The 25,208-nt window shown below is 68.3% G+C and carries 24 protein-coding genes; 20 read left to right on the forward strand and 4 right to left on the reverse strand.

The genetic code is table 11. The annotated features are described in order from the left end of the window. Position 1: 1 nt before the first annotated feature. The 9 genes from ABDV68_RS02325 (at position 2) to ABDV68_RS02365 (ending at position 11,117) form a co-directional block, all read left to right on the forward strand. Positions 2-754, forward strand: a complete 753-nt coding sequence (locus ABDV68_RS02325) for a glucose 1-dehydrogenase (RefSeq protein WP_343518033.1) — start codon at positions 2-4, stop codon at positions 752-754. Between the two features lie 170 nt (positions 755-924). Beyond that, entirely contained in the window at positions 925-1,749 is an 825-nt protein-coding gene (locus tag ABDV68_RS02330; RefSeq protein WP_343518034.1) for a rhamnogalacturonan acetylesterase, read from the forward strand. A 103-nt stretch (positions 1,750-1,852) separates the two neighbouring features. Continuing rightward, the gene (locus tag ABDV68_RS02335) at positions 1,853-4,741 is read left to right on the forward strand and encodes a TonB-dependent receptor (RefSeq protein WP_343518035.1); all 2,889 of its coding nucleotides are present in this window, start codon (positions 1,853-1,855) and stop codon (positions 4,739-4,741) included. 170 nt (positions 4,742-4,911) lie between these two features. Further along, positions 4,912-5,655, forward strand: a complete 744-nt coding sequence (locus ABDV68_RS02340) for a FadR/GntR family transcriptional regulator (RefSeq protein ID WP_343518036.1) — start codon at positions 4,912-4,914, stop codon at positions 5,653-5,655. Positions 5,656-5,802: 147 nt separating this feature from the next. Continuing rightward, positions 5,803-7,377, forward strand: a complete 1,575-nt coding sequence (locus ABDV68_RS02345) for an aldehyde dehydrogenase (NADP(+)) (RefSeq protein WP_343518037.1) — start codon at positions 5,803-5,805, stop codon at positions 7,375-7,377. Between the two features lie 163 nt (positions 7,378-7,540). Then, a complete protein-coding gene (locus ABDV68_RS02350) occupies positions 7,541-8,611 on the forward strand; it encodes a fumarylacetoacetate hydrolase family protein (RefSeq protein ID WP_343518058.1) in 1,071 nt (356 codons plus the stop codon). Continuing rightward, positions 8,612-9,400 (forward strand): SDR family oxidoreductase, encoded by a 789-nt coding sequence (locus ABDV68_RS02355; protein ID WP_343518038.1) that lies wholly within the window; start codon positions 8,612-8,614, stop codon positions 9,398-9,400. It abuts the gene before it with no gap. Continuing rightward, positions 9,400-10,290 carry an SMP-30/gluconolactonase/LRE family protein gene (locus ABDV68_RS02360; protein WP_343518039.1) on the forward strand — a complete coding sequence of 297 codons (891 nt, stop codon included), beginning with the start codon at positions 9,400-9,402 and terminating at the stop codon, positions 10,288-10,290. Before ABDV68_RS02355 ends, ABDV68_RS02360 begins: the two co-directional genes overlap by 1 nt. Continuing rightward, positions 10,287-11,117 (forward strand): aldose 1-epimerase, encoded by an 831-nt coding sequence (locus ABDV68_RS02365; RefSeq protein WP_343518040.1) that lies wholly within the window; start codon positions 10,287-10,289, stop codon positions 11,115-11,117. Before ABDV68_RS02360 ends, ABDV68_RS02365 begins: the two co-directional genes overlap by 4 nt. A gap of 8 nt (positions 11,118-11,125) precedes the next feature. Here ABDV68_RS02365 and ABDV68_RS02370 read toward each other — a convergent pair whose 3' ends face one another. The 3 genes from ABDV68_RS02370 to ABDV68_RS02380 all read right to left on the reverse strand — a co-directional run bounded on the left by ABDV68_RS02370 (position 11,126) and on the right by ABDV68_RS02380 (position 14,183). Then, positions 11,126-12,532 (reverse strand): sugar porter family MFS transporter, encoded by a 1,407-nt coding sequence (locus tag ABDV68_RS02370; protein WP_343518041.1) that lies wholly within the window; start codon positions 12,530-12,532, stop codon positions 11,126-11,128. Between the two features lie 99 nt (positions 12,533-12,631). After that, positions 12,632-13,678, reverse strand: a complete 1,047-nt coding sequence (locus ABDV68_RS02375; RefSeq protein WP_343518042.1) for a LacI family DNA-binding transcriptional regulator — start codon at positions 13,676-13,678, stop codon at positions 12,632-12,634. Positions 13,679-13,760: 82 nt separating this feature from the next. Further along, on the reverse strand, positions 13,761-14,183 hold the full coding sequence (locus ABDV68_RS02380; protein WP_343518043.1) for a DUF6766 family protein: 423 nt from the start codon (positions 14,181-14,183) through the stop codon (positions 13,761-13,763). 173 nt (positions 14,184-14,356) lie between these two features. Between ABDV68_RS02380 and ABDV68_RS02385 the strand changes: the two genes are divergently transcribed. From ABDV68_RS02385 to ABDV68_RS02425, 9 genes are all read left to right on the forward strand, one after another. After that, positions 14,357-14,869, forward strand: a complete 513-nt coding sequence (locus tag ABDV68_RS02385) for a hemerythrin domain-containing protein (RefSeq protein ID WP_343518044.1) — start codon at positions 14,357-14,359, stop codon at positions 14,867-14,869. A gap of 22 nt (positions 14,870-14,891) precedes the next feature. Next, a complete protein-coding gene (locus ABDV68_RS02390) occupies positions 14,892-17,132 on the forward strand; it encodes a hypothetical protein (protein ID WP_343518045.1) in 2,241 nt (746 codons plus the stop codon). 66 nt (positions 17,133-17,198) lie between these two features. Beyond that, positions 17,199-17,975: an SDR family oxidoreductase gene (locus ABDV68_RS02395; protein ID WP_343518046.1), complete on the forward strand. Its 777-nt coding sequence runs from the start codon at positions 17,199-17,201 to the stop codon at positions 17,973-17,975. Continuing rightward, positions 17,972-19,090, forward strand: coding sequence for a glycosidase (locus tag ABDV68_RS02400; protein ID WP_343518047.1), 1,119 nt, complete (start codon positions 17,972-17,974; stop codon positions 19,088-19,090). Before ABDV68_RS02395 ends, ABDV68_RS02400 begins: the two co-directional genes overlap by 4 nt. A 460-nt stretch (positions 19,091-19,550) precedes the next feature. Then, positions 19,551-20,126 (forward strand): pyridoxamine 5'-phosphate oxidase, encoded by a 576-nt coding sequence (gene pdxH, locus ABDV68_RS02405; protein ID WP_343518048.1) that lies wholly within the window; start codon positions 19,551-19,553, stop codon positions 20,124-20,126. Further along, entirely contained in the window at positions 20,123-21,040 is a 918-nt protein-coding gene (locus ABDV68_RS02410; RefSeq protein WP_343518049.1) for a cation diffusion facilitator family transporter, read from the forward strand. Before pdxH ends, ABDV68_RS02410 begins: the two co-directional genes overlap by 4 nt. Before the next feature lie 2 nt (positions 21,041-21,042). Continuing rightward, a complete protein-coding gene (locus ABDV68_RS02415; protein ID WP_343518050.1) occupies positions 21,043-21,834 on the forward strand; it encodes a PhzF family phenazine biosynthesis protein in 792 nt (263 codons plus the stop codon). Further along, positions 21,831-22,514: a GNAT family N-acetyltransferase gene (locus tag ABDV68_RS02420; RefSeq protein ID WP_343518051.1), complete on the forward strand. Its 684-nt coding sequence runs from the start codon at positions 21,831-21,833 to the stop codon at positions 22,512-22,514. Before ABDV68_RS02415 ends, ABDV68_RS02420 begins: the two co-directional genes overlap by 4 nt. A gap of 66 nt (positions 22,515-22,580) precedes the next feature. Further along, on the forward strand, positions 22,581-23,111 hold the full coding sequence (locus ABDV68_RS02425; RefSeq protein WP_343518052.1) for a hypothetical protein: 531 nt from the start codon (positions 22,581-22,583) through the stop codon (positions 23,109-23,111). Between the two features lie 9 nt (positions 23,112-23,120). On the opposite strand, the gene mnmA is transcribed toward ABDV68_RS02425, so the two are convergent. Beyond that, positions 23,121-24,230, reverse strand: a complete 1,110-nt coding sequence (gene mnmA / locus ABDV68_RS02430) for a tRNA 2-thiouridine(34) synthase MnmA (protein WP_343518053.1) — start codon at positions 24,228-24,230, stop codon at positions 23,121-23,123. Between the two features lie 115 nt (positions 24,231-24,345). On the opposite strand from mnmA, the gene ABDV68_RS02435 reads away from it, so the two are divergent. After that, the gene (locus ABDV68_RS02435; RefSeq protein ID WP_343518054.1) at positions 24,346-24,603 is read left to right on the forward strand and encodes a hypothetical protein; all 258 of its coding nucleotides are present in this window, start codon (positions 24,346-24,348) and stop codon (positions 24,601-24,603) included. Between the two features lie 100 nt (positions 24,604-24,703). Further along, on the forward strand, positions 24,704-25,003 hold the full coding sequence (locus ABDV68_RS02440) for a DUF1153 domain-containing protein (RefSeq protein WP_343518055.1): 300 nt from the start codon (positions 24,704-24,706) through the stop codon (positions 25,001-25,003). Positions 25,004-25,208 lie beyond the last annotated feature (205 nt).

Raw genomic sequence — 25,208 nt, forward strand, 5'->3', positions numbered from 1 at the left:
CATGCGTTTCAAGGACAAGGTTGCCATCGTCACCGGCGGCGGACGCGACATCGGCAAGTCGATCTCGCTGCGCCTCGCCAGCGAGGGCGCGAAGGTCGTCATCAACTATCGCAGCGACGAAGCGGCGGCCAAGGCGACGCTCGATGAGATCGAGGCGGCGGGCGGCACCGGCCTGCTCGCGCGCGCCGACGTCACCAAGGCCGACGAGGCGGCGTGGCTGGTCAAGGCCGCGACCGAGGCGTTCGGCGGCAAGATCGACGTGCTGGTCAACTGCGCCGGCGGGATGGTCGCCCGGAAAACGCTCGCCGAGATGGACGAGGCGTTCTTCGACACGGTGATGGACTTGAACATCAAGTCCGCCTTTCTCGTCACCAAGGCGGCGCTGCCGCACCTCGGCGAGGGCGCGGCGATCGTCAACATCGCCTCGCAGGCGGGGCGCGACGGCGGCGGCCCGGGCGCTAGCGTCTATGCCGCGTCGAAGGGTGCGATGATGACGATCACGCGCAGCTGGGCGAAGGAGTTCGGGCCGCAGGGCATCCGCGTCAACGCGCTGTGCCCGGGCCTGATCGGCACCTCGTTCCACGACATCTTCTCCAAGCCCGAGGGCCGCGCCGCGGTGGCGGGCAACACCCCGCTGCGCCGCGAGGGGCATCCCGACGAGGTTGCAGCGGCGGTCGCCTTCCTCGCCTCTGGCGACGCCTCGTTCCTGACGGGCACGAACGTCGACATCAACGGCGGGCTGTTCTTCTCGTGAAGAGCGGCATCACAATCCTCCCCCGCCAGGGGGAGGTGGCGCCGAAGGCGTCGGAGGGGGCGGAAGCAATCACGGAGGTTGGGAGTCCTCCCCCTCCGTCACGCTCCGCGTGCCACCTTCCCCTGGCGGGGGAGGATCGATTTCTGTCAAAGCTGATCCTCGCCGCCGCCGTGCTGGTCGTGGCTTCGCCCGCGCTCGCCCAGCAGGCGCGCGAGCGCACCGATGCGCCGCCGATCGAGCCATACAAGATCGTGCTGGTCGGGGATTCGACGATGGCGGTCGGCAGCGGCTGGGCATCGATGTTCTGCGCGCGGCATGTGAAGTCGTCGACCGCGTGTCTCAACCTCGGGCGCGGCGGACGCTCGACGCGCAGCTACCGCCAGGAGGGTAGCTGGCCGATCGCGCTCGCTGAGGCCAAGGTGCCGGGGTACAAGGCGGCCTACGTCCTTATTCAGTTCGGTCACAACGACCAGTCGAGCGCCCCCGAACGCTGGACCGAGCAGGGTACGGAATTCCCGGCGAACCTCACAAAGATGGTCGCGGAGGTCCGCGCCGCGGGCGCGGTGCCGGTGCTGGTGACTCCGCTGGCGCGCCGTCAGTTCAAGGACGGCAAGCTCGACAACACGCTCGAGAGCTGGTCGGAGGAAGTGCGCAAGGTCGCGGCCGCGACCAGCACGCCGCTGGTCGATCTCAACCGGCGCAGCGCGGCGGTGGTTCAAAAGCTCGGGCCCGAGGAGTCGATGGCGCTGGCGCAGGCGGAGCCGACCGCCGAGGAGCGTGCGGCCGCCAAGACCGGGACAACGCTCAAGCAACGTTCGAGCGAAGAGGCGCGGCTCCCGCCCGTGCCGACCAAGCCCGGCGGTCCGCGCGGCCAGCATACGCGCAAGTTCGATTACACCCATCTCGGCGAGACCGGCGCGGGGGTGTTCGCCAAGCTGGTCGCCGACGACCTCGCGCGCGCCGTGCCGGCGCTGGCGTCGCAGCTGGTTCCGTAACTGGTAGGACCAATTTGCGACTAGAGGCATAAGAGATCGGTTGACAATTATTAGTCAACCGGCAAACAGTGAATCGACAAGATTGGACTCAGGGAGAGGACGAATGGGTAAGCCGGCCAATGCCGAGCGTTCGGCACGCGCGCGTCGCGCATGGCTGATGGGAAGCGCGGCGCTGTCGCTGCTCGCCGCAACGCAGGCGATGGCGCAGGATCAGACGCCGCCCGAGCCCGCTCCCGCCGAGGAGGAAGAGGTCGTCATCTCGGGCATCCGCGAGACGATCCAGACCTCGATCGCGACCAAGCGCAACGAGACGGCGATCGTCGACGCGCTCTCGTCGGACGATATCGGCGACCTGCCGGCGCTCTCGGTCGGCCAGGCGATCCAGACGATCACCGGCGCGACCACGCACCGCGAGAAGGGCGACGCCTCGGAGATCGCGCTGCGCGGCCTCGGCCCCTTCCTCAGCAACTCGACCTTCAACGGCCGCGAGGCGACCAACGGCAGCGGCGACCGCTCGGTCAACTACAACCAGTTCCCCTCCGAGCTGATCAACGAGATCAAGATCTACAAGTCGCAGCAGGCCGACCTGATCGAGGGCGGCGTCGCGGGCACGATCGAGCTCGGCACGCTGCGTCCCCTCAGCGTGCGCGGCAGCCGCATCCAGGCCGAGCTCAAGGGCAATTTCAGTCCCTATGGCGACCGTATCGTGGGCAGCGGCGGCCTCGGTTATCGCGGGACGGTGAGCTATGTCGACCAGTTCGACCTGGGCGGGCTCGGCCGGCTCGGCATCTCGCTCGGCTATCAGCGCAACCATGGCAGCAATCCCGAGGAGACGGTCGCGGGCAGCTCGACCTGGACCGCCTGCTCGCCCACCGTCGTCGCCAATGCCAACTGCACCGAAGTGACGCGCGCGCAGGCGCTGGCGGGCGCGCCCTTCTACCTCGTCCCCAACTCGCTGGCGTGGCGCCAGATCAGCGAGGACGACAAGCGCGACGCGTTCTTCGGCGCGATCCAGTGGCAGGCGAGCGACCGGTTCGAGCTCAACATCGACGTGCAATATTCCGACCGGACCTTCGTCGAGAACCGCCGCGACCTCAACATCTCGGAGATGCGCTTCGGCCTCACCAACGTGGTGTTCGACGAGAACCACGTGCTGCGCAGCTTCAACGGTCTGTCGGCGCTCGAATCGACCGCATCCGAGCTGTCGCGTTCGGAGGAATATCTTGGCGGCGGCGCGCAGATCAAATGGCAGCCGACCGACCGGCTGACGCTGACCGCCGACGCGTCCTTCTCGCGCACCATCCGCACCGAGATCGAGCGCAACGCGCGGCTGCGCACCGATCCGCTCGACGTGAACGGCACGCGCAATTTCTTCGGCGGCGCGCCGTTCGTGAACAACAGCATGCGCGTGCCCTACAGCTTCTCGCTGCCCGAGGGCGAGTTCGTTCCGCGCGTGACGATCGACCCGCGCTTCGACCTCAACAACCACAATCTGTTCTGGGACGATGCGCGCATGCGCCGCGACGAGAGCCGGCGCCACAACGAGATCATCGCCGGCCGCTTCGACGCGCGCTACGAGTTCGGCGGCTTCCTCGACGCGGTGTCGGTCGGCGGGCGCATCTCCGAGCTGACCTTCAACGACTATGACGACCGCAAGGAGTTCAACCTGAACCCGGCGCGGACCGAGGACCAGCGCATCAACAATCTGTGCCGCGTGCGCGCCTTTCCGCAGACCAACTTCCTGAAAGCCGCGGAAGGCAACACGATCACCAGCTGGGCGACGTTCGACCCCGACTGCCTGTTCCGCGAATATACCGGCAGCGTCGATCCGGGCCGCAACGACGACGTCCGCGCGGTCGCGAACCGCGACGTGACCGAGCGGGTCTATGCCGGCTACATCATGGGCGAGTATCGCGGCGATCTCGGCAGCCTGCCGGTGCGTGGCAATTTCGGCGTGCGCCTGGTGCGGACTGAAGTGACCTCGATCGGCCTGCGCAGCGATTTGAATGTCGTGAACAATCCGGACGGCAGCATCCGGCTGGTCGAATCCGGCAACTTCACCGATGTGGTGATCGAGAATTCGACGACGCGCGCACTGCCGAGCTTCAACGCGATCTTCGATCTCAAGGATGATCTGCTGCTGCGCGCGGCGGTGTACCGCGCAATGTCGCGACCGGCCCCGAGCAGCCTCGGCGCGGGCCGCGGGATCGTGCTCGAGAGCGGCACCTCGTTCACCTCGATCGAGGACGCGATCTCGAACATCACGGCCAACGGCAGCCCGCGGCTCGAGCCGCTGATGTCGTGGAACGGCGACCTCGCGCTCGAATGGTATCCCAACCGCGACACGATCCTGTCGGGCACGGTCTATTACAAGCAGTTCAGCGGCGGGTTCATCCCGGTGGTGATCGACGAGCAGTTCACGATCGGCGGGCAGCAGATCACCGTGCCGGTGACCCAGACTCAGAACAGCGATGACAAGAGCCGCATCTGGGGCCTGGAAGTCACCGCGGCGCATCGCCTCAGCTGGCTGCCCAAGCCGCTCGACGGCCTCGGCTTCAAGGTCAGCTACAACTACGCAGATTCCGACTTCAAGACGCACGACATCCGGCTCGGGGACGTGGTCGACGCGGTGACCGGCGACATCACGCCGGGAATCATCCCGCCCGCCAATATCAGCGGCTATTCGAAGCACGTGCTGTCGGCGCAGGCCTATTACGAAATCGGGCCGCTGTCGGTGCAGGGCATCTACAACTACCGGTCGAACTATTATCAGGACTTCGTCGGCGGCAACTCGCAGCTGCGCTACGTCGAGGACAACGAGACGTTCGATCTGCGCGCGACGCTCAACCTGATGAAGAACGTGTCGCTGCGCTTCGAGGCGATCAACATCTTCGACGAGCCCAAGGCGACCTACATGCCGGTGCAGGGCAGCTCACGTCAGTATCACTATTACGGCCCGCGCTACTTCATCGGCGCGCGCGTCCGGCTCTAGGTCCCGATCGGCCATGCCGACACGGCGTGGGCCCGCGTTCCCTTCGGCCGCCCGCCCCTCCTCCCGACGGGCGGCCGGAACGGGGCGCGGGCTGGTGCCGTGGTCGCGGATGCTTGCGCTTTGGAGCGGAGGCAATAAGGATCGGGCGATGCGAATTGGTGAGGACCGCCGTGGTTGACCGGCTATACCAGAGCATTGCCGATCAGATCACCGCGCTGATCGACGAAGGCGTGTTTCCGCCCGGATCGCGCCTGCCCGGCGAGCGCGAGCTGGCCGAGCGCTTCAACGTCAGCCGCGTGACGATCCGCGAGGCGGAAATCGCGCTGCAGGCGATCGGCCGGATCCGCATCAAGACGGGTTCCGGCGTCTACGTCACCGACGTCCGGGCGGCGCGTGCCGACGAAGCGCCGGCGGTGAGCGCGTTCGAGCTGACCGAGGCGCGCTCGCTGTTCGAATCCGAGGCGGCGGCGCTCGCGGCCTCGACGATCACGCCCGAGACGCTCGAGCGGCTCGACGAACTGCTCGAGATCATGGGACGCGACGATGGCGAGGACGACAAGTCGACCGAGGCGGACCAGGAATTCCACCTGCTGATCGCTTCGGCGTCGGGCAACCAGGCGATCATCCATGTGATCAAGTCGCTGTGGCGGATGCGCACCGACGTGCCCGAGGTGCGCACGACCTATGCCAGCGTGTGCCAACATGACGGCCGCACCCGCCAGCGCGAGCATGGCGCGATCGTCGATGCGTTGCGCGCGGGTGATCCCGGCGCGGCACGAGTCGCGATGCGCCAGCATTTCAACCGCTTGCTCGAGGCGATGCTCGACGCGACCGAGGAGCGCGCGATCCTCGAGCTGCGGCGCAAGGCCGCGGAAAGCCGCGAACGCTTCCTGATGAGTGCGCGCCTCCGCTGAACGTCGCAAAGGTCGTCCATTAACGCTTTGTTGTGGTAGCGCTATCAAATCTGCTTGCGCGGCTTGAATATTCGTATGACGACTGTACCTAGGCGGCAATTTCCCGACTACCGGCCGGCTGGCCGCGGCAATCGATGGAGACGAGCGATGGAATTGACGGGCGGACTCTTCATCGGCGGCGAGCGCCGGCAGTCGGACGAGCGCTTCCGCGCCTATGATCCGGCGGCGGGCGCGGAGATCGAGAATCCGGCCTTCGCCGGTGCGACCGAGCAGGACGTCGCCGACGCCTGCGCCGCTGCTGAAGCCGCGTTCCTGCCCTATTCGACCAAGCCGCTCGAGGAGCGCGCGCGCTTCCTCGAGGCGATCGCCGACGAGATCGAGGCGCTGGGCGACGCGCTGGTCGAGCGCGCCAGCCGCGAATCCGGCCTGCCCGCGGCGCGCATCACCGGCGAGCGCGGGCGCACCGCCAACCAGTTGCGCCTGTTCGCCAAGGAGGTGCGCGACGGCGGGTGGCAGAAATTGCGCATCGACCATGCCGATCCCGCGCGCACGCCGCCCAAGCCCGACCTGCGGCTGCGCATGATCCCGCTCGGCCCGGTCGCGGTGTTCGGCGCCTCCAACTTCCCGCTCGCCTTCTCCACCGCCGGCGGCGACACCGCCTCGGCGCTCGCGGCAGGCTGTCCGGTGGTGATGAAGGGGCATCGCGCGCATCCCGGCACTGCCGAGCTGATCGCCACCGCGATCGCGCGCGCGGTCGAGAAATGCGGCATGCCGGCGGGCGTGTTCAGCCTGGTCAACGGCACCTCGCGCCGCGTCGGCGAGGCGCTGGTCGCCGATCCGCGCATCCAGGCGGTAGGCTTCACCGGCTCGCGCGGCGGCGGCGAGGCGCTGATGCGGATCGCAGCGGCGCGCCCGCGCCCGATCCCGGTCTATGCCGAGATGTCGGCGATCAACCCGGTGATCCTGATGCCCGAGGCGCTCAAGGCGCGTGGCACCGCGCTCGCCGAGGCATTCGTCGCCAGCCTGGCGATGGGCGCCGGCCAGTTCTGCACCAATCCCGGCCTGGTGATGGGCGTCGACGGCCCCGAACTCGACGCGTTCGTCGCGCGCGCCGGCGAAGTGCTGTCGGGCCAGGCGGCGCAGGTGATGCTGACCGACGGCATCTGGGAAGCGTTCGAGAGCGGCAAGGCCAAGCTCGCGGGCAGCGCCTATGTCACCAAGCTCGCCGAGGGCACCGAGCCCGAGGGCCCGAACCGCGGCCGCGCGGCGCTGTTCAGCGTGGCGGGCAAGGACTTCCTCGCCGATCCGGTGCATCTGCACGAGGTGTTCGGCGTCTCCTCGGTGGTCGTGCGCTGCGCGAGCATGGACGAGCTCAAGGCCGTGCTCGGCGAGCTCGAGGGCCAGCTCACCGCGACGCTCCAGGTCGATGAGGGCGACTATGACGCCGCGCGCGCGCTGCTGCCGGTGCTCGAGCGCACCGTCGGCCGCGTCATCGCCAATGGCTGGCCCACGGGCGTCGAGGTGACGCATGCGATGGTGCATGGCGGCCCCTATCCGGCGACGTCGGACGCGCGCAGCACCTCGGTCGGTACGCTCGCGATCGATCGTTTCCTGCGCCCGGTGAGCTATCAGGACCTGCCCGAGGCATTGCTGCCTGCGGCGCTGCGCGAAGGCGGTCAGGCGGGGGTGCCCGCGCGCATCGACGGCGCCTGGAAGCTCTGACGCGCGTCCCCGCTTGCGGGCGAGCCGGACGCGTGATAGCGCTATCATCAACGCTCGGCCGCGCGTCGTTGCCGCCGTGGCGAAGGGAGGGAATGTGAGTCAGGCTTTCGATATCGCGGCGCTTCCCGCCGATCATGACCAGGCGGTGCTGGCAGGCCGGGTGATGCTGGCGCACGGGCCGGTGCCGGTGATCGTGCGCGGCGGTCGTGTCCATGACGTGTCGGCGATCGCGCCGACCACCGCGGACCTGTTCGACCTGCCCGATCCGGCGAGCGTCGAGGGCATCGATCTTTGCGACGTGGCGGACCTCTCCGTCGGCGGCGGTGCGTTCGAGCTGCTCGCGCCGATCGACCTGCAATGCGTCAAGGCATGCGGTGTCACCTTCGCGGTCTCGGCGATCGAGCGGGTGATCGAGGAACGCGCACGGGGCGATGCGAGCGCGGCGGCGGCGATCCGCGCCGAGCTGGAGGATAGGATCGGCGGCGGCATCCGCGCGGTGGTGCCGGGCAGCGACGAGGCGGCCAGACTCAAGGCGGCGCTGATCGACGCGGGCATGTGGTCGCAATATCTCGAGGTCGCGATCGGCCCCGACGCGGAGGTGTTCACCAAGGCGCCGGTGCTCTCGTCGGTCGGCTGGGGTGCGCAGGTCGGCATCCGGTCGGACTCGAGCTGGAACAATCCCGAGCCCGAAGTGGTGGTGATCGCCAATGGCGCGGGCCAGGTGGTCGGCGCGACATTGGGCAACGACGTCAACCTCCGCGACTTCGAGGGGCGCAGCGCGCTGCTTCTCGGCAAGGCGAAGGACAATAACGCCGCCTGCGCGATCGGGCCGTTCGTGCGGCTGTTCGGCGCGGGCTTCACGATCGACGACGTGCGCAACGCCGAACTCGACCTGGTGATCGAGGGGCCGGAGGGCTACCGGCTCGAGGGGCACAGCTCGATGAACCAGATCAGCCGCGATCCGCTCGAGCTGGTGCGCCAGACGCTGTCCGAGCATCAATATCCCGACGGCTTCGCGCTGTTCCTCGGCACGCTGTTCGCGCCGGTGCAGGATCGCGACGAGCCCGGCCGAGGCTTCACCCACAAGGTCGGCGACACCGTTAGCATCCACTCGCCCAAGCTCGGCACGCTGGCCAACCGCGTCACCACCTCCAAGGAGGCCGCGCCTTGGACCTTCGGCATCCGCGACCTCTACCGCAGCCTTGCGGCGCGGCGCGTGGCGGAGCCGGCCTGAATGGGCGCGCACGCTCCCGCGATCGAGGCGTCGCAGCACGCGCTCTACCCGAGCCTCGCCGGCAAGCGCGTGCTGGTCACCGGCGGCGGATCGGGGATCGGCGCCGGGATCGTCGAGGGTTTCGCGCGGCAGGGCGCCGACGTCACCTTCTTCGACATCGCCGAAACCGATTCCAGGCTGCTGGTCGAACGGCTCGCGGAGGGTGGACACAAGGCGTGCTTCGAGCGCGTCGACCTGACCGACGTCGCCACGCTGCAGGCGGCGATCGCGCGGTTGATCGAGCGCTCCGGCGGGTTCGACATCCTCGTCAACAATGCCGCCAACGACGACCGGCACTCGATCGACGATATCACCGAGGCCTATTGGGACGAGCGGCTGAGCGTCAATCTCAAGCACATGTTCTTCTGCGCGCAGGCGGTGATGCCGGCGATGCGCGCCAAGGGCGGCGGGGTGATCGTCAACCTCGGTTCGATCTCATGGCATCTCGGGCTCAACGACCTGGTGCTCTACCAGACCTGCAAGGCGGCGATCGAGGGGCTGACGCGCAGCCTGGCGCGCGACCTCGGCCGCGACGGCATCCGCGCGACCTGCGTGATTCCCGGCAATGTCCGCACCCCGCGCCAGCTGCAATGGTACACGCCCGAGGGCGAAGCGGAGATCGTCGCCGCGCAATGCCTTGACGGGCGGCTCGCGCCCGAGGACGTTGCGGCGATGGTGCTGTTCCTTGCCTCCGACGATGCGCGTCTGGTGACCGGGCACAGCTATTTCGTCGACGCGGGCTGGCGCTGATGGGCGTCGCCGCCACCGATTCGCTGCGCAGCGTGTGGGGCCTCAGCGCGCCGCTGCTCGAGGGGCCGGTATGGGTGCAGCGCGACGCGGCGCTGTGGTTCGTCGACATCAAGAGCAAGAAGATCCACCGCTTCGATCCCGCCAACGGCGACAAGCGGAGCTGGGATGCGCCGGGCCAGGTCGGCTTCGTGCTGCCGGCGGCGGGCGGCGGCTTCGTCGCCGGACTGCAGCACGGCCTGTTCCGCTTCGACGAACGCGACGGCAGCTTCAGCGAACTCGCGCGGCCCGAGCCCGATCAGCCGGGCAACCGGCTCAACGACGCGACGGTCGATCCCGCCGGGCGGCTGTGGTTCGGCAGCATGGACGATGGCGAGATCGCGAAGAGCGGCGCGATCTATCGCCTTGCCGCGGATCGCAGCTGCATCGCGTCGACGCCGCTCTGCTCGATCACCAACGGCCCGGCGGTGAGCCCCGACGGGCGGACGCTCTACCATGTCGACACGCTGCACGGCTTGATCCACGCTTGCGCCATCGCCGACGACGGGTCGCTCAGCGATTGCCGCGAGTTCGTGCGCATCCCGTCGAGCGAAGGCTATCCCGACGGCCCGACGGTCGATGCCGAAGGGTGCCTCTGGGTCGGCATGTACGGCGGCTGGAGCGCCAAGCGCTTCGCGCCGAGCGGCGAGCTGCTCGAGACCGTCCGCTTCCCGGTGAGCGCGATCACCAAGCTGGCATTCGGCGGGCCGGACCTGAAGACCATCTATGCCACGACCGCGAACAAGCATCTGAGCGCCGAGGCGCGTGAGCGCGAGCCGCAGGCCGGCGACCTGTTCACGTTCGAGGTATCGGTGCCGGGCGTGGCGGGACACGAGGTTTCGGTCGGGCTGTGAAGCTCGAGGCGCATGGCTGGGGGCTCGAACTGTTGCCGGCGCTGGGGGGCTCGGTCGGAGCGCTGAGGTATCAGGACAACGATGTGCTGCGGCCTGCGCCCGATGGTGCCGGCGACGCGCTCGCGACCGGCTGCTTCCCGCTGGTGCCCTATGCCAACCGTATCGCGCACGGGCGGTTCGTGTTCGACGGGCAGCATTATCACCTGCCACGCAACTTCGGCGAGCACCCGCACAGCCTGCATGGCCTTGGCTGGCAGGCCGAATGGGCAGCGATCGGAGCCGATGAGGATCACGCCACGCTCGCACATGCGCATGACGGCGGTGCGGGATGGCCTTGGGCGTATCGGGCGGAGCAGCGTTTCACGCTCGCGCCAGGGCAGATGCGGATCGCGCTGTCGCTGACCAGCATGGCGGATACGCCGATGCCCGCGGGGATCGGCCTGCACCCCTATTTTCCGTGCGACACGGAGACCTGTCTGACCTTCACCGCCGAGCGGGTGTGGCGCGCGGACGAAACGATGCTGCCGACCGAACCGGCGCCTGCCGAAACCTTTGGTGACTGGTCGGCGACCGCACCGGTCGCGGGCACGACGCTGATCGACAATGCCTATGATGGCTGGGACGGCTCGGCAGGGATCGGCCAGCGCTGGGGCGCATTCGCGATGCGCGGAAAGGGCGCGCGCGTGCTGCATCTGTACCGCCCGCCGGGCGCCGACTTCTTCTGCGCCGAGCCGGTGAGCCATCTGCCCGATGCGGTCAACCGCGGCGGGATGGACGTGCTTGGGCCCGGCGCGACGCTCACGCTGGAGATGACGCTGAGCGTCTGACCTGGCGGTCAGCCCTGCATCTCCTCGAGCTCCTTGCCCTTGGTCTCGTGGATGAACTTCTGCACCAGGAAGAAGCTGACCAGCGCACACACCGCATAGAAGCTGTAGCTGACCGCGAGGCCGAGCCCCGCCGCCATCACCGGGAAGCTCTGCGCGATGAGATAGTTGGCGAACCATTGCGCGAAGCCGCACACCGCCAGCGCCGATCCGCGGATCTGGTTGGGGAACATCTCGCCCAGCATCACCCACATCACCGGGCCCCAGCTGACGTTGAAGAAGATCACATAGAGATTGGCCGCGATCACCGCGACGGTGCCGAGCTGCTGCGACAGCGCGAGCTTGCCGCTCGCATCGAGCGAGCCCTGGCTGAAGGCGAAGACCATCGCGAACAGCGTCACCGCCATGCCCGCCGACCCGATCAGCAGCAGCGGCTTGCGGCCGATGCGGTCGACCAGCGCGACGGTGACGAAGCAGGCCGCGATCGAGACCAGGCCCGAGACGATGTTGATCAGCAGCGCGTCATTCTCGGTGAAGCCGGCCAGCTGCCACAGGGTCGCGCCGTAGTAGAAGATCACGTTGATCCCGACGAGCTGCTGGAACACCGCGAGCAGCAGGCCGGCCCAGACGATCGGGCGCACCCCGCCCTTCACCGGATCGAGAATGTCGCGCAGCGCCGGGCGGTGATCGGAGAAGCTCGCCTGGATCTCGACGAGTTTCCGCGCCGCGGTCTCCGTACCGAACAGGCTGGTGAGGACGCGGCTGGCTTCCTCGTTGCGGCCCTTGGAGACGAGGTAGCGCGGGCTTTCGGGGATGAAGAACAGCGCGATCAGGAACACCGCGGCGGGAATCGCCTGCATCCAGTACATCCAGCGCCACGCCTCGTAACCGCCCCAGAAGATGTTGGTCGAGGCCCCCGCGGTCGCGGCGAGCCAGTAATTGACCACGAACGCGGCGGTGAGGCCGGAGATGATCATGATCTGCTGGATCGTCGTCATCCGGCCGCGGATGTCGGCGGGCGCGACTTCCGAGATATAGGCGGGCGAGAGCACGCTCGCCGCACCCACCGCCATGCCGCCCGCGATGCGCGCCGCGACGAAGATCCACTGCGCATGGCTGAACCCCTGGATCAGCGCGCCGATCAGGAACAGGATCGCGGTCAGGATCATCACGTTGCGCCGGCCCATCAGGTCGGCGAGACGTCCGGCGAGGAAGGCGCCGATGAAGCAGCCGATCAGCAATGAGCCGACGGTGAAGCCGAGGCCGCCCTCGCTCAGCCCGAAGGTCGACTTGAGGCCCGCCTGCGTTCCGTTCACCGCGCCGCTGTCATAGCCGAACAGCAAGCCGCCGATCGTCGCGACCGCGACGATGGCGATGATCAGCCCCATATTGGCGCGGCTGGCGACTGCCTCGTTCATCCTCGTCCCTCCCGGGCGCCATCATCGCGGCGCATTGCTTGTTAGCGGTAACTCATGCCGTTGTTCCCCACGGCTTGGCAAGCATTCTCTTCGCGGCCGTCAGCGGCGCGGCCCGGCGGACTCGCGGACGACGAGCTCGTAGGGCAGCACTTCCTCTTCGGCGGCATCCTGCTGGCCGGGGCGTTCGCGTACCCGGCGCAGCAGCATGGTGATCGCCGCCTCCGCCATGTCGGCGATCGGCTGGCGGATTGTGGTGAGCGCGGGCCAGATACTGGTGGCGATCGCGGTGTCGTCGAACCCGACGATGCTGACGTCGCCCGGGACCTGGAGCCCGCGGCGATGCGCGACCCCGACCGCGGCCGCGGCCATGTCGTCGTTGGAGGCGAAGATCGCGGTCGGCAGGTTCGGGCCGGCGAGGATCTTCTCGGCTGCGTCGAGGCCCGAGCGATAGGTGAACAGCCCCTGCTCGATCGCGGCGCCGGCGGGATCGATCCCCGCCTCTTCCAGCGCCGCGACGAAACCACGCCGCCGCTCGGCGCTCGCCACCTGGTTGTAATGGCCGACGATGAAGGCGATGTCGCGATGGCCGAGCTCGATCAGATGCCGGGTCATCGCGCGCGCGGCCTCGAAATCGTCGATGCGCACGTTGAGCGTGCCGCCTTCGTGAAGCCCCATCGCGATCGCCGCCCAGGGGATGCCGGCTTCGGCCAGGGCCGCGCGCACCGTCTGCGATTCGGAGAGCGGCGGGGGCAGCACCACGCCGCGCACCTCGGCGTCGATCAGCTGGCGGATCGCTTCGGCCTGCGCCGCCTCGCCCTCGTCGGCGCAGGATTCGAGCACGAGGTGCGACCCGGCGCGGCGCGCGGCCTCGAGCGCCCCGATCAGGAACTGGCTGAGGTACCCCGCCGACGGATTGGCATAGAGCAGCCCGATCTGCGCCGCGCCGCCCGCGGCGAGCGAGCGCGCGGCGGCATTGGGGCGGTAATTGAGCTTCTCGACCGCGGCGAGCACGGCCTTGCGCGTGTCCTCGCGGACATTGGTGCCGCCGTTCATCACACGCGACACGGTCATCGCCGAGACCCCGGCGGCGCGCGCGACGTCCTGTACGGTCACGCTGCCAAGTGTCCTGCGCGTCGATCGGCTCATCCGTGTCTCCCGCGCACGGGATATGAGCGGCGACGCGGCATTGCAATCACGCGCTCGTAGCGCGGGCAATCACGCGCGCACGTCAGGGCAGCGACTGCTGATCCTCATTGTCCGAGCCGTGCGGCTGGGCATGGCCATGCGTGCGCAGGTAGCGACGGTCGATGTCGTCGATCATCGCGTCGCCCTCGCGGCCGGCGTGAAGCTTGATCAGCGCGTCGATCTTGGCCTCCATGCGGTCGTCATTCTCCTTGGACGCAGGCGAGCCGACATAGAGGAAATAGGCAAGCCCAACGACCTGCCAGAGCAGCTGGAGGAATTCGGACTGCCAATTCTCGAACGTGTCGCGGCCCATCTCGACGAGATAGCCGGACAATTCGGGCTGCCGGCCATGCTCGGCGGCTTCGTCGGCGAAGGCGTACCAGCCGAACACCCAATGCCCGACGATCGAGACCAGGAAGAAGGCGATGGTGATCCAGGCGTAGGCGTATTTCTTTCCGATGCTCATCTTTACCTCCGCAACGCGAGGGGGACGCTGGCGAAAAAGCGGATAACGGCGGCCCGGTTCCGGGATTCGTCGAGCGATTAATCCAAGTTAGTGAGGCACTTGTTTTCTCGCCTTTGCGGAACCGCGGCCCGCGTCGCGCTTTCCACCGACATCGCAACGCAGGAGGTTACGTCATGGCGGAGCAGGAATTCACCGACGCGATCGCGCTGCTCAAGGCCGATCACCGCAAGGTCGAGGAATTGTTCGAACAGTTCGAGAAGGCGAGCGGTTCGGCGGCGAAGGCGAAGCTCGCGCAGCGGATCTGCGTCGAGCTCAAGATCCACACGATGATCGAGGAAGAGCTCTTCTACCCCGCCTTTCGCGGCAAGATCGACGACGACCTGCTCGACGAAGCCTATGTCGAGCATGACGGCGCCAAGGTGCTGGTCAACGACATCGCCGCGGGCGCCCCGGAGGACGATTTCTACGACGCCAAGGTCATGGTGCTGTCGGAGGAGATCAAGCACCACGTCCATGAGGAGGAGATGCCGTCAGAGGGCATGTTTGCCCAGTGCCGCAAGGCCGATGTCGACCTGGTCGAGCTGCGCGACGCGATGCTGGCGCGCAAGCAGGAGCTGATGGCGCAGGCGGAAACGGCAGGACTGCCACCGGCGAAGCCGCGCGCGGTGAACCTCCAGTCCGCTTGATCCATCACCAGCGAGGTCGGGCATGACGAGAACCGGTACCGCCACGAAGCCCAGGCCGATAGCCGAGGTCCCGGTCAGCCCGCAGGTGCTGATGCTGCGCGAGGAATTGCGCGCCGGTTCGATGAAGCGGGTCGCCACGCTCGACTTGCGCGACCTCGCGATCGAGGTCGCGGCGGGCAGCGACGGGCTGTGGGCGCTGGTGCGGCGCGAGGGACGCGGCGGGCTGGCGTTGCGCATCGCGCAGGCGCCGGGCGGATATGACGATGTCCGCAAGGTGGCGGCTCACGAGGGCGAGGCGTTGCGGATCGAGCTGGCGAGCCTGATCGGCGCGCAGACCGTGGTGCTTCGCCTGCACGAAGGCGAACTGCCGGTGCTGCGCGCGACGACCACGGTCGTGCCCGCGAGCGACCTGCTGATCCCGTTCCTGCCGCGCGATCTCTACCCGCTCGACAGGGACGATGATCCGACCGCCGCCGAAGGCACGGTGGAGGCCGCGCAGCGCGGGCTCAACGGCGGCGTCTGCTACTTCCGCCTGCGCCAGCCCGAGTTCGGCAGCGTGCTCTATTTTCAGAACTTCACCGCGCTCAACCGGCGCTTCGAGCTGACCGGGACCACGCCCGACGGCGCGGTCGGCGGCGAATGGCCCGAGCTCGGCTATCTTCCGCCGACCCCGCCGCAAAGCCCGCAGCCGCCGATCAAGCCCTTGCCGGCGGGTGAGGAAGTCACCGTCTACGACGCCCTGCTCGCGGTGCATGACGACGCCGATGGCGACGAGACCGCGATGGCCCAGCGCTATCTGTCGCTGCTGGCGGCGATCTATCGCCGGCTCGAGCTGCCGGAAGCCGATTTCCATGACTGGATCGCGCGCGCCGACCGCTCGCTGCGCGATCTCGACAAGGCGCCCGAGGCGACCGTGCGGCAATATGGGTTCCGCTACCTCCACCCCTATACCGCGGCGGAATATCCGGACTCGATGGTGCAGCTGTCGGTGCTGGCGGCGTTGCGCGACTATGAGGCGTGGACGGGGAAGGAGATTCCGCTCCAGGCCGAGCTCGGCAAGGGGCTGCGCAAATTCTACGATCCGAAGCTCAAGACGCTGCGCCGCTATCTGCCCAATGTCGGCGACGACAAGGATGCCGACGCGGTCGACAGCTGGTATCTCTATCATCCCATGCTCAACCTCGGCCGGCTCGCGCTCGACGGCGACAAGCGCGCCGAGCGCCTGTTCCGCGAGTCGATCGACTATGGGATCAAGGCCGCGCGGCACTTCGGCTATAAATGGCCGATCCAGTACAAGGTCACCGACTTCTCGGTGATCACCGAATCCCGCAACGAAGGCGGGCTGGGCCAGACCGATGTCGGCGGCATCTATGCCTTCGTCATGCTGCAGGCGTTCGAGCTGACCGACGACAAGCGCTTCCTCGACGAGGCGCGCGCGGCGATCCGGGCGCTCAAGGGGATGCGCTTCGAGCTCAACTATCAGGCCAATCTCACCGCCTGGGGCGCGGCGGCGTGCATGCGGCTGTGGCGGATCGACGACGATCCCGCCTTTCTCGCGCAATCCTATGTCTTCCTCGCCAGCTTCTTCCACAATGCCGCGCTGTGGGAGTCCGAGATCGGCCACGCCAAGCACTATAAGAACTTCCTGGGCGTCACCGCGCTGCACGATGCGCCGTACATGGCGATGTACGAATGCTTCGACAGCTTCGCGGCGTTCGAGCGCTATCTCAAGGACGGCGGGCCCGATCTCGACGCCGGGGTGCGGATGCTGGTCAGTGAATATTGCCGCTACGCGCTCGACCGTGCCTGGTATTATTTCCCCGACGCGCTGCCGCCCGAGGCGGTGGCCAAGAAGCAGCGCGAGAATAACGGGCATATCGACCGCAAGCTCTCCTTCCCGGTCGAGGACCTCTATGTTGACGGGCAGGAGGCGGGGCAGGTCGGCCAGGAAATCTATGGCTGCGGCTCGGCCTTCGTGTTCGCGACGCGGGCCTTTCACCGCTTTCGCGATACCCCGTTCACCTTGTTCTGCGATCATTTCCTGCTCGTCGCAGACCGGCCGGGCGCGCGGACGATCAGCTTCCAGCTCGGCGGCGGCGAGGGCTGCACGGCGACATTGGTGCTGGTGCGCAACGCGCGGATGAAGCTCCCGAACGTGACCGTGGCGTCGGTCGGCGGGGACCGGGTGCGGCCGCACCAGGAGGACAAGGACCGCATCGCCTTTCGCGTGCCGGCGGACGGGCGCATCTCGCTGTCCTGGTAGCGCCGATCCAGGGAACTTGAAGCCGTTTCAATTGCTTGAAACCGTGAGCGATCCGAGGAGCTTGCCATGTCCGATCTAGCCGAACCGCCCGCCCGCGACATTGCCGACGCGCATACCGAGCAGCCGAGCCTCGCCGGGCGCAAGGCGATCGTCACCGGCGGCACCACCGGCATCGGCCGCGCGATCGCGGTGCTGCTCGCATCGGAGGGCGCCAAGGTGTTCGTGTGCGGGCGCACGCCCGAGCATCTCGATGACGCGCTCGAGCGGATCCGCGAGGTGGGCGAGGGCGACGGGATCAATATCGACCTCACCAAGCAGGACGACATCGACCGCTTCGTCGAGGCGGGCGTGGCCTATCTCGGCGGGATCGACATCGCGGTGATCAATGCCGGGCTTCCGATCGGCGGGCTCGGGGAGTCCGAGGTCGAGGATATCCGCTACCTCGTGGATACCAACCTCACCTCCTTCATGACCAGCGCGCGGCGCATGCTCGACCATCTGCAGCCGGGCAGCGACATCGTGATCGTCGGATCGATGTCGGCGGTCTCGCGCAGCGGGGATTCGACCGTCTATACCGCGACCAAGACCGGGGTTCAGGCGTTCGCCGAAGCGTTGCGCAAGGAGCTGGCCGAGAAGGACATCAAGGTCGGCAATATCGAGCCGGGGCTGGTCGGCACCGACATGCAGCTGCCCGACATCCCGGTCGAGAAGCAGCGCGAGATGATCCATCAGGCCAAGATGCTGCGTGCCGAGGACATCGCGGCGGCGGCGCATTTCATGCTCACCCAGCCGCGCCGGACCGTCGTGTCGCTGATGCGCGTCGAGCCGCGGATCGCCGAATGAGCGGCTTCACCGTGGACCGGCTCGTCTTCGGGCCGGACGATGTCGATCTGTCGCGTTCGCCGCTCGCCGGCCATCTCGACGCCGAGACCTATGTGCTCGGCGCGTTCAACCCGGGGATGACGCGGCTGGCCAACGGCAATCTGCTGATGATGGTGCGGATCGCCGAAGCGTTGCGTCAGCCGATCCGCGACGGCCAGGTGCATGCCATCCGCTGGCACGAAGGGCGGTATGTGCTCGACGCCTGGCCGCTCGACCTCGCCGACACCGCCGATCCGCGCAAGTTCCTGCTGCGCGGGGGCGGGTGGAAGATCATGGCGCTGACCTCGCTGTCATGGCTGTTGCCGGTCGAGCTGTCGGCGGATGGGCTGGCGGTGGTCGCGGTGCATTACGATAAGGCGATCGCGCCCGAAGGCAGCTTCCAATGCTATGGCGTGGAGGATGCGCGGATCTGCAAGGTCGGCGACGAATGGCTGATGACGACCTGCTCGGTCAGCCCCGAGCGGCATTCGACCACGCTCTACGTCTCGGACGACGGGCTCGACTGGCGCTTCGAGGGGATCGCGCTCGATCACCAGAACAAGGACATGCTGATCTTCGAGGGCAAGCCCGGCGGTCAATATTGGGCGCAGACGCGGCCGCTCGGCGATCTCTATTTCGCCTATCCGCCGGGCAGCGAGTGGCGCGCGGGACCGTCGATCAACCTCGCCACCTCGCCTGACGGACGGCACTGGAGGCCGCACCTCAACCCGGGCATCCGCCCCCATGCCGGGACGGTGGCGACCGCGCGGATCGGCGGGGGGACGCCGCCGATCCTCACCGAGCGCGGCTGGCTGACCTTGTGGCACGGGGTCGAGCCCAAGGAGATCGTCGGCATCTACCGCACCTATTGGTCGCTGCTCGACCGCGACGATCCCTCGGTCACGCTGCATACCGAGCACGCCCCGCTGCTCGAGGCCAATCCCGAGCTGACCGCGCCGCTGGCGGACCGGATGTACGTCCATGACGTGGTGTTCACGACGGGCATCGCCGATGCCGGCGATCACTATGTCGTCGCGTCGGGCGAGGCCGACCTCGCCTGCCGGATCACCCATGTCCCCAAAGCGGTGTTCGGCTAGGGCGATTGTCATTTGGTCCGATCCCCCTTGGCGGGCAAGGGCGATCGCGGGCTGAAACTTTACACTGGCTTTACACTATCGCGAGCGCCTGCTGAGTTGACGAAGTTGACGGGTTCGCGCGGCGGGTGGTCCGCGGTTCAAGAGCGGCCGGGACATGCGCTCCGGCAGCACAAGTGCAGCAGGTGAATTCCAACATTGCAAGGGGCTTCCAGTTCTCCCCCGCCAGCAAATGGCGATCAGCTAGGGTCCTCGCCATTCCCGCGCAGGCGGGAATCCATTCTGGCTGACTGTCGCAGGAGCCGCGCGACCTGCGGCAATGGCTCCCCGCCTGCGCGGGGATGACGACCAGGCTGACTGAGTCTCGACCCCAGCCCGCCTGCCGTCTTCGGTGGTGCGCCGGCCCGGTTCCGACCAGGCCGGCGCCTTTTTATGTGCGCGCCGACCCGCTATGAGCGCGCGCATGACCGATCCCTTCGCATTGTTCGACCAGTGGTTCGCCGAGGCGCGGGCGAGCGAGCCCAGCGACTCCAACGCGATGGCGCTGGCGACGGTCGATGCCGCCGGCCAGCCGTCGCTGCGCATGGTGCTGCTCAAGGGCCATGGGCCGGCCGGCTTCGTCTTCTACACCAACCGCGAGAGCCGCAAGGCGGGCGAGCTGGCGGAGGTGCCCAAAGCGGCATTGCTGTTCCACTGGAAGTCGCTGCGGCGGCAGATCCGCATCGAGGGCGCCGTGATCCTTGCGAGCGACGCCGAATCCGACGCCTATTTCGCGAGCCGCAGCCGCGATTCGCAGCTCGGCGCCTGGGCGAGCGACCAGTCGCGCCCGCTCGATCAACGCGCGACCTTCGAGGCGCGCTACGAAGCGATGCGCGCGCGGTTCGAGGGCCAGCCGGTGCCGCGCCCGCCGCATTGGGGCGGCTATCGCGTGACGCCCGAGCGGATCGAATTCTGGCAGGACCGCGAGCATCGGCTGCACGAGCGCCGCCTGTTCACGCGCGACGGGGGCGGCTGGGCCGAGGGCCTGCTGTACCCGTGAGCGCGACCCCCACCCGCGCGGCGATCGCGAGCGTCTGCGCGGCGCTGCTGCTCGGCGGACTCAAGGGCTGGGCGGCTTGGGCGACCGGGTCGGTGGCGATGCTCGCCAGCCTGGCCGACAGCCTGCTCGACCTCGTCGCCTCGCTGGTGACGCTGGCGGGCGTGCGCATCGCCGCGCAGCCGCCCGACGCCGAGCATCGCTTCGGCCATGGCAAGGCGGAGGCGCTGGCGGCGCTGTTCCAGGTCGCGCTGATCTCGGTCTCCGCCGCCTTCATCGCGGTGCGCGCGGTGCAGCGGCTCGCGGCGGGAGAGGTCGCGGCGCAGGCGGAATCGGGGATCGCGGTGTCGGTCGTCGCGATCGTCGTCACCCTGCTGCTCACCGCCTATCAGCGGCGCGCGATCGCGGCGAGCGGATCGATCGCGATCAAGACGGATCGGCTGCACTATCAGTCCGACCTGCTGCTCAACGCCGGCGTGATCGCCGCGCTCGCCGCCGAGCAATATCTGTCGCTGACCGGCGCCGACCCGCTGTTCGGCATCGCCATCGCGCTGTGGCTGCTGTGGGGCGCATGGCGCGGCGCGAGCGAGGCGATCGCGCAGCTGATGGACCGCGAATGGCCCGAGGCGAAGCGGCGCGCGCTGGTCGAAGTCGCCGCGCGCGAGCCCGAGCTCGAGAGTCTGCACGACCTGCGCACTCGAACCAGCGGGTCGCAGGACTTCGCGCAGTTCCATATCCATGTGCCCGGCACGATGTCCGTCGCCGCTGCTCATGCGCTGGTCGAAAAGCTCGAGCAGCGGCTTGAAGCGGCCTTCCCGGGAACCGAGATCCTGATCCATGTCGACCCGGCGGGGCATGTCGACCATCCGGGCGATACGCTGCGCGAAGCCGACGAGATCGAGCAGCTCAAGGAGTGACGATGCAGCTTCCCTTCGCCCAGATCGACGCCTTTGCCGACCGTCCCTTCACCGGCAACCAGGCCGGGGTGATGCCGCTCGATGCGTGGCTCGACGATGCGGTGCTGCAGGGAATCGCGGAGGAGAACAACCTCGCCGAGACCGCCTTCATCATCCCCGATGCGAGCGGCGCGGCGGACTGGGAGCTGCGCTGGTTCACGCCTGCGGTCGAGATCGCGCTGTGCGGCCATGCGACGCTGGCGAGCGGGCACTGGCTGCTGACACGCGACGCCTCGCTCGAGCGGGTCCGCTTCCGCACGCGCAAGGCGGGGGTGCTCGAAGTGGCGCGCGAGGGCGAGGGCTATGCGATGGCGCTGCCCGCCTATCCGCCCGAGCCGGCCGAGGTGCCGGGGCTGCTCGACGCGCTCGGAGTCGAGCAGGGCGAGGTGCTGCGGCATGCCAATGGCTATGACATGGTCGTGCTCGACAGCGCCGCGGCGGTGCGGGCGCTGGAGCCGGACTTCCGCGCGCTCGCCGCGATCGGCGACACGCTCAACATCGTCACCGCGCCGGGCACGGAAACCGACGTGATCAGCCGCGTGTTCGCGCCCGCCGCGGGGATCGACGAGGACCCGGTGACGGGCTCGGCGCATTCGGTGCTCATTCCCTATTGGGCCGCGCGGCTCGGGCGCGACCGCTTCACCGCGTTCCAGGCGAGCCGGCGCGGCGGCCATGTCGGCTGCGAGGCGGCGGGCGGGCAGGTGATCCTGCGCGGCACCTGCGTGACGGTGATCGAGGGGGTGTTCACGCTGTGAGCCATCCGCTCGACCGCCCGGTCTGGACCGCGCTTGCCGGGCGTCAGGCCGGGTTCGCCGCGGGAGACGCCCGCGCGTGGCGCTACCGGCCGGAGATCAACATCCTCGCCGCGGCTGCCGATGACTCGCCCGAGGCGCTCGCCGCGCTCGCCGCACTGGTGCCGCCGGGCGGGAAGATCGCGACGGTCGAGGCGGCCGAGACGCCGGTGCCTCCCGGCCTGACGGTGGCGAAGCAGGCGATGCTCGTCCAGATGGTCGCCGAGCGCCCCGCGCCGCCCGAGCCGGTCGACTATCTCGACCTCGGCGACGCCGACGCGCCCGAGATGGTCGCGCTGGCGACGCTGACCGAGCCCGGGCCGTTCGTCGAGGCGACGCACGAGCTGGGCGCGTTCATCGGCGTGCGAGTGGATGGTCGGCTCGTCGCGATGGCCGGCGAGCGGATGCGCGCGCCTGGCCTGACCGAGGTCAGCGCGGTGTGCACCCACCCCGAATGGCGCGGCCGCGGCTATGCCGGCAAGCTGATGCGCGTGGTGATGGACCGGATTGCAGCGCGGGGCGAGGCGCCGTTCCTGCACAGCTATGCGACGAATGCGGGCGCGATCGCCCTCTACGAGAAGCTCGGTTTTCGCGTGCGGCGCGAGGTGATCGCGACCTTCCTGGAGCGCGGCGACCGATCTTAAGGAGATGTTGACGCGCGCGGGTGTGGATTGCGCGGAAGCGGCGGACGTCTGAAAGGGAGAGCGGAGATGATCGACCGGATCGGCCTCGGTGCCGGGATCGCTGCCCTGCTGTTGCTCGCGGCCTGTGACGCCGAGCCGCCGAAGCCCGCCGCGAGCGGAGAACCGGAAGCGAACGCGAGCGCTGACAATGCCGCGGCGATCGCCGCTCCGGACAATGCCAGCGCCGCGGCGGAGGGCCCTCTCTCCAAATATGTCGGCAAGCATCCCTCCGATCGCGTCGACGGCATGCGCTTTCTCGACGAGCCGATGGTCAGGAAGGCCGTCGCAGCGAACGTCTCCGATGCCGCGGCGCGGAAGTTCGTGTTCGGCTATGACGGACCCGACGCGCCGATCGTGGCCAAGGCCGGGCGCGTGCTCGCCTGGGGCTGCGAACGCCACAATTGCGGCTACCACAATTGGGCGATCTCGATCACGCCTGACGGCGCGAGCGCGGACGTGTGCTTCTATCGCAATCCCGATCGGCCGGACGGTTCGTCGACCTGGTATCTGGCGGATGGCAAGCGCGAGCAGCGTCAGGGCAACTGCCCCTCCGAATAGCCTTGGCGGTCAGGCTGCGGCCAGCTCCGCCCGCTCGGTCTCGCGGATCCAGCCGCCGCCGAGCACGCGCTCGCCGGCGTAGAGCACCGCGGCCTGGCCGGGGGCGACGCCATACTCGGGCGTCTCGAACACCACGCGGTCGCCCTCCAGCCGCGCCGGGGCGGGACGCGCCATCGAGCGCACCTTCGCGGTCATCGGACCCGAATAGCCGCCGCCGAGCCAGTTCACGCCCTCGATCCGCGCCGCGCGCACGGCGAGCGCGGCCTTGGGGCCGACCACCACTTCGCGGCGCGCGGCATCGAGCCGGACGACGTAGAGCGGCTCGGCGCTGCCGCCGATCTCGAGCCCGCGGCGCTGGCCGACGGTGAAATGGATCAGGCCCTTGTGCGTGCCGAGTATGTTGCCCGCCTCGTCGACGATCGCGCCGGCAGTGTCCGCCTCGGGGCGCAGCTTCTTGACCAGGCCGGCATAGTCGCGGTCGGGGACGAAGCAGATGTCCTGGCTGTCGGGCTTGGCCGCCACGCCGAGCCCGATCTCCGCCGCGATCTCGCGCACGCGGCTCTTGGGCATGCCGCCGAGCGGAAAGCGGAGGAAATCGAGCTGCGCGGGCGTGGTCGCGAACAGGAAATAGCTCTGGTCGCGCGCCGGATCGGCGCCCTTGTGCAGCTCGGGGCCGTCAGGGCCGATCACGCGCTGCACATAGTGGCCGGTGGCGAGACAATCGGCGCCGAGATCGCGGGCGAGCGCGAACAGATCGGTGAACTTGGGCCCCATGTTGCACTTGACGCAGGGGATCGGGGTGCGGCCGGCGAGATACTCGTCGGCGAAGTCGTCGATCACCGTCTCGCGGAAGCTCGAGGCGTGGTCGAACACATAGTGCGCGATGCCCAGGCGGTCGCACACCGCGCGCGCGTCGCGGATGTCGCGGCCGGCACAGCAGCTCCCCGCGCGGCCCACCGCCTCGCCATGGTCGTAGAGCTGGAGCGTCACCCCGATCGTCTCGGCGCCGGTGCGCGCGGCGAGCGCGGCCACCACCGACGAGTCGACGCCGCCCGACATGGCGACGACGATCCGCCGCTTGTCCAAGGGTCCACTCAACTGAAAATCGGGTCCGGTCATCGCGCCCGCACATAGGGATGGAGGGCTGCGGATGCAAAAACCGGGCGCGTTTACCCGGCCTTCAACCTTCGCCTTTATCCAAAATGGGTGGATTCGACTCTAGGCGAGTAGCGTTGTGGACCTGAGCTTCCGTTTCGACCGGGACATTGCGGTGATGACCGCCATCCCCACCGAGCTGGCGGTGCTGATGGTCGGCGTCGCGGTGCGTCAGGCGGCGAGTCCCACGGCGCAGCTTCAGGCATTGCTGGCGCGCACCACGTCGGCGGAGGCGTTGCTCGCGCCTGGCCATGGTGCGTTCAACCATGCCGTCGAAACGTCGCTAAATGGCGGCACCGCTGCAGAAGACACGCTAACCGGCTGGCAAGAGCAATGAAGGCGGTGTTTACCGTGCCGTTTAGGCGATGCTCAAGCCGGGGCCGCTATGGTCGTTACAGAACAAAGACGGGGACCCCCCGCCCTGATCGAGGTAAGTGATGATTGAAAACCAGAAGATCCGACCGGCCAAGGTGATCGGACCGCTCGGCGAGCCGCTGACGCTCGACACCCTGCCCCCGCCCGACACCACGCGCTGGGTGGTGCGCCGCAAGGCGGAAGTGGTGGCCGCGGTCAATGGCGGGCTGCTTACCGTCGACGAGGTGTGCGACCGCTACAGCCTCACGGTCGAGGAATTCGCCGGCTGGCAGCGCGCGATCGACCGGTCGGGCATGCCGGGCTTGCGCGTGACGCGGATCCAGCACTACCGCTCATTGTACGAGCGCCAGCAGAAATACTGACCTTTTTCCTCCACTTCGAGCTTCCCCCTCCGCCCGCGCCTCGAAACGCGGGCGGAACCATTTTGGCGGTTTGCGAGTCTTTCCCTGCACAAGGCCTGCCCGACAGGCGGGTGCGAGGATGGAGGAAGCAATGGACCTCGTCGGAATTATCGTGTGGCTCGTGATCGGCGGCGTCGTCGGGTGGCTCGCCAGCCTGGTGATGCGC

Source organism: Sphingomonas sp. (genome assembly GCF_039595165.1).
Lineage (GTDB): Bacteria > Pseudomonadota > Alphaproteobacteria > Sphingomonadales > Sphingomonadaceae > Sphingomonas.

What these genes read in the sequence shown, in the direction of transcription:
- ABDV68_RS02325 (WP_343518033.1), top strand. Translation starts at nt 2, where the DNA reads ATGCGTTTCAAGGACAAGGTTGCCATCGTCACCGGCGGCGGACGCGAC.
- ABDV68_RS02335 (WP_343518035.1), top strand. Translation starts at nt 1,853, where the DNA reads ATGGGTAAGCCGGCCAATGCCGAGCGTTCGGCACGCGCGCGTCGCGCA.
- ABDV68_RS02345 (WP_343518037.1), top strand. Translation starts at nt 5,803, where the DNA reads ATGGAATTGACGGGCGGACTCTTCATCGGCGGCGAGCGCCGGCAGTCG.
- ABDV68_RS02350 (WP_343518058.1), top strand. Translation starts at nt 7,541, where the DNA reads ATGCTGGCGCACGGGCCGGTGCCGGTGATCGTGCGCGGCGGTCGTGTC.
- ABDV68_RS02355 (WP_343518038.1), top strand. Translation starts at nt 8,612, where the DNA reads ATGGGCGCGCACGCTCCCGCGATCGAGGCGTCGCAGCACGCGCTCTAC.
- ABDV68_RS02360 (WP_343518039.1), top strand. Translation starts at nt 9,400, where the DNA reads ATGGGCGTCGCCGCCACCGATTCGCTGCGCAGCGTGTGGGGCCTCAGC.
- ABDV68_RS02370 (WP_343518041.1), bottom strand. Translation starts at nt 12,532, where the DNA reads ATGAACGAGGCAGTCGCCAGCCGCGCCAATATGGGGCTGATCATCGCC.
- ABDV68_RS02375 (WP_343518042.1), bottom strand. Translation starts at nt 13,678, where the DNA reads ATGAGCCGATCGACGCGCAGGACACTTGGCAGCGTGACCGTACAGGAC.
- ABDV68_RS02380 (WP_343518043.1), bottom strand. Translation starts at nt 14,183, where the DNA reads ATGAGCATCGGAAAGAAATACGCCTACGCCTGGATCACCATCGCCTTC.
- ABDV68_RS02385 (WP_343518044.1), top strand. Translation starts at nt 14,357, where the DNA reads ATGGCGGAGCAGGAATTCACCGACGCGATCGCGCTGCTCAAGGCCGAT.
- ABDV68_RS02390 (WP_343518045.1), top strand. Translation starts at nt 14,892, where the DNA reads ATGACGAGAACCGGTACCGCCACGAAGCCCAGGCCGATAGCCGAGGTC.
- ABDV68_RS02395 (WP_343518046.1), top strand. Translation starts at nt 17,199, where the DNA reads ATGTCCGATCTAGCCGAACCGCCCGCCCGCGACATTGCCGACGCGCAT.
- ABDV68_RS02400 (WP_343518047.1), top strand. Translation starts at nt 17,972, where the DNA reads ATGAGCGGCTTCACCGTGGACCGGCTCGTCTTCGGGCCGGACGATGTC.
- pdxH (WP_343518048.1), top strand. Translation starts at nt 19,551, where the DNA reads ATGACCGATCCCTTCGCATTGTTCGACCAGTGGTTCGCCGAGGCGCGG.
- ABDV68_RS02415 (WP_343518050.1), top strand. Translation starts at nt 21,043, where the DNA reads ATGCAGCTTCCCTTCGCCCAGATCGACGCCTTTGCCGACCGTCCCTTC.
- ABDV68_RS02425 (WP_343518052.1), top strand. Translation starts at nt 22,581, where the DNA reads ATGATCGACCGGATCGGCCTCGGTGCCGGGATCGCTGCCCTGCTGTTG.
- mnmA (WP_343518053.1), bottom strand. Translation starts at nt 24,230, where the DNA reads ATGACCGGACCCGATTTTCAGTTGAGTGGACCCTTGGACAAGCGGCGG.
- ABDV68_RS02440 (WP_343518055.1), top strand. Translation starts at nt 24,704, where the DNA reads ATGATTGAAAACCAGAAGATCCGACCGGCCAAGGTGATCGGACCGCTC.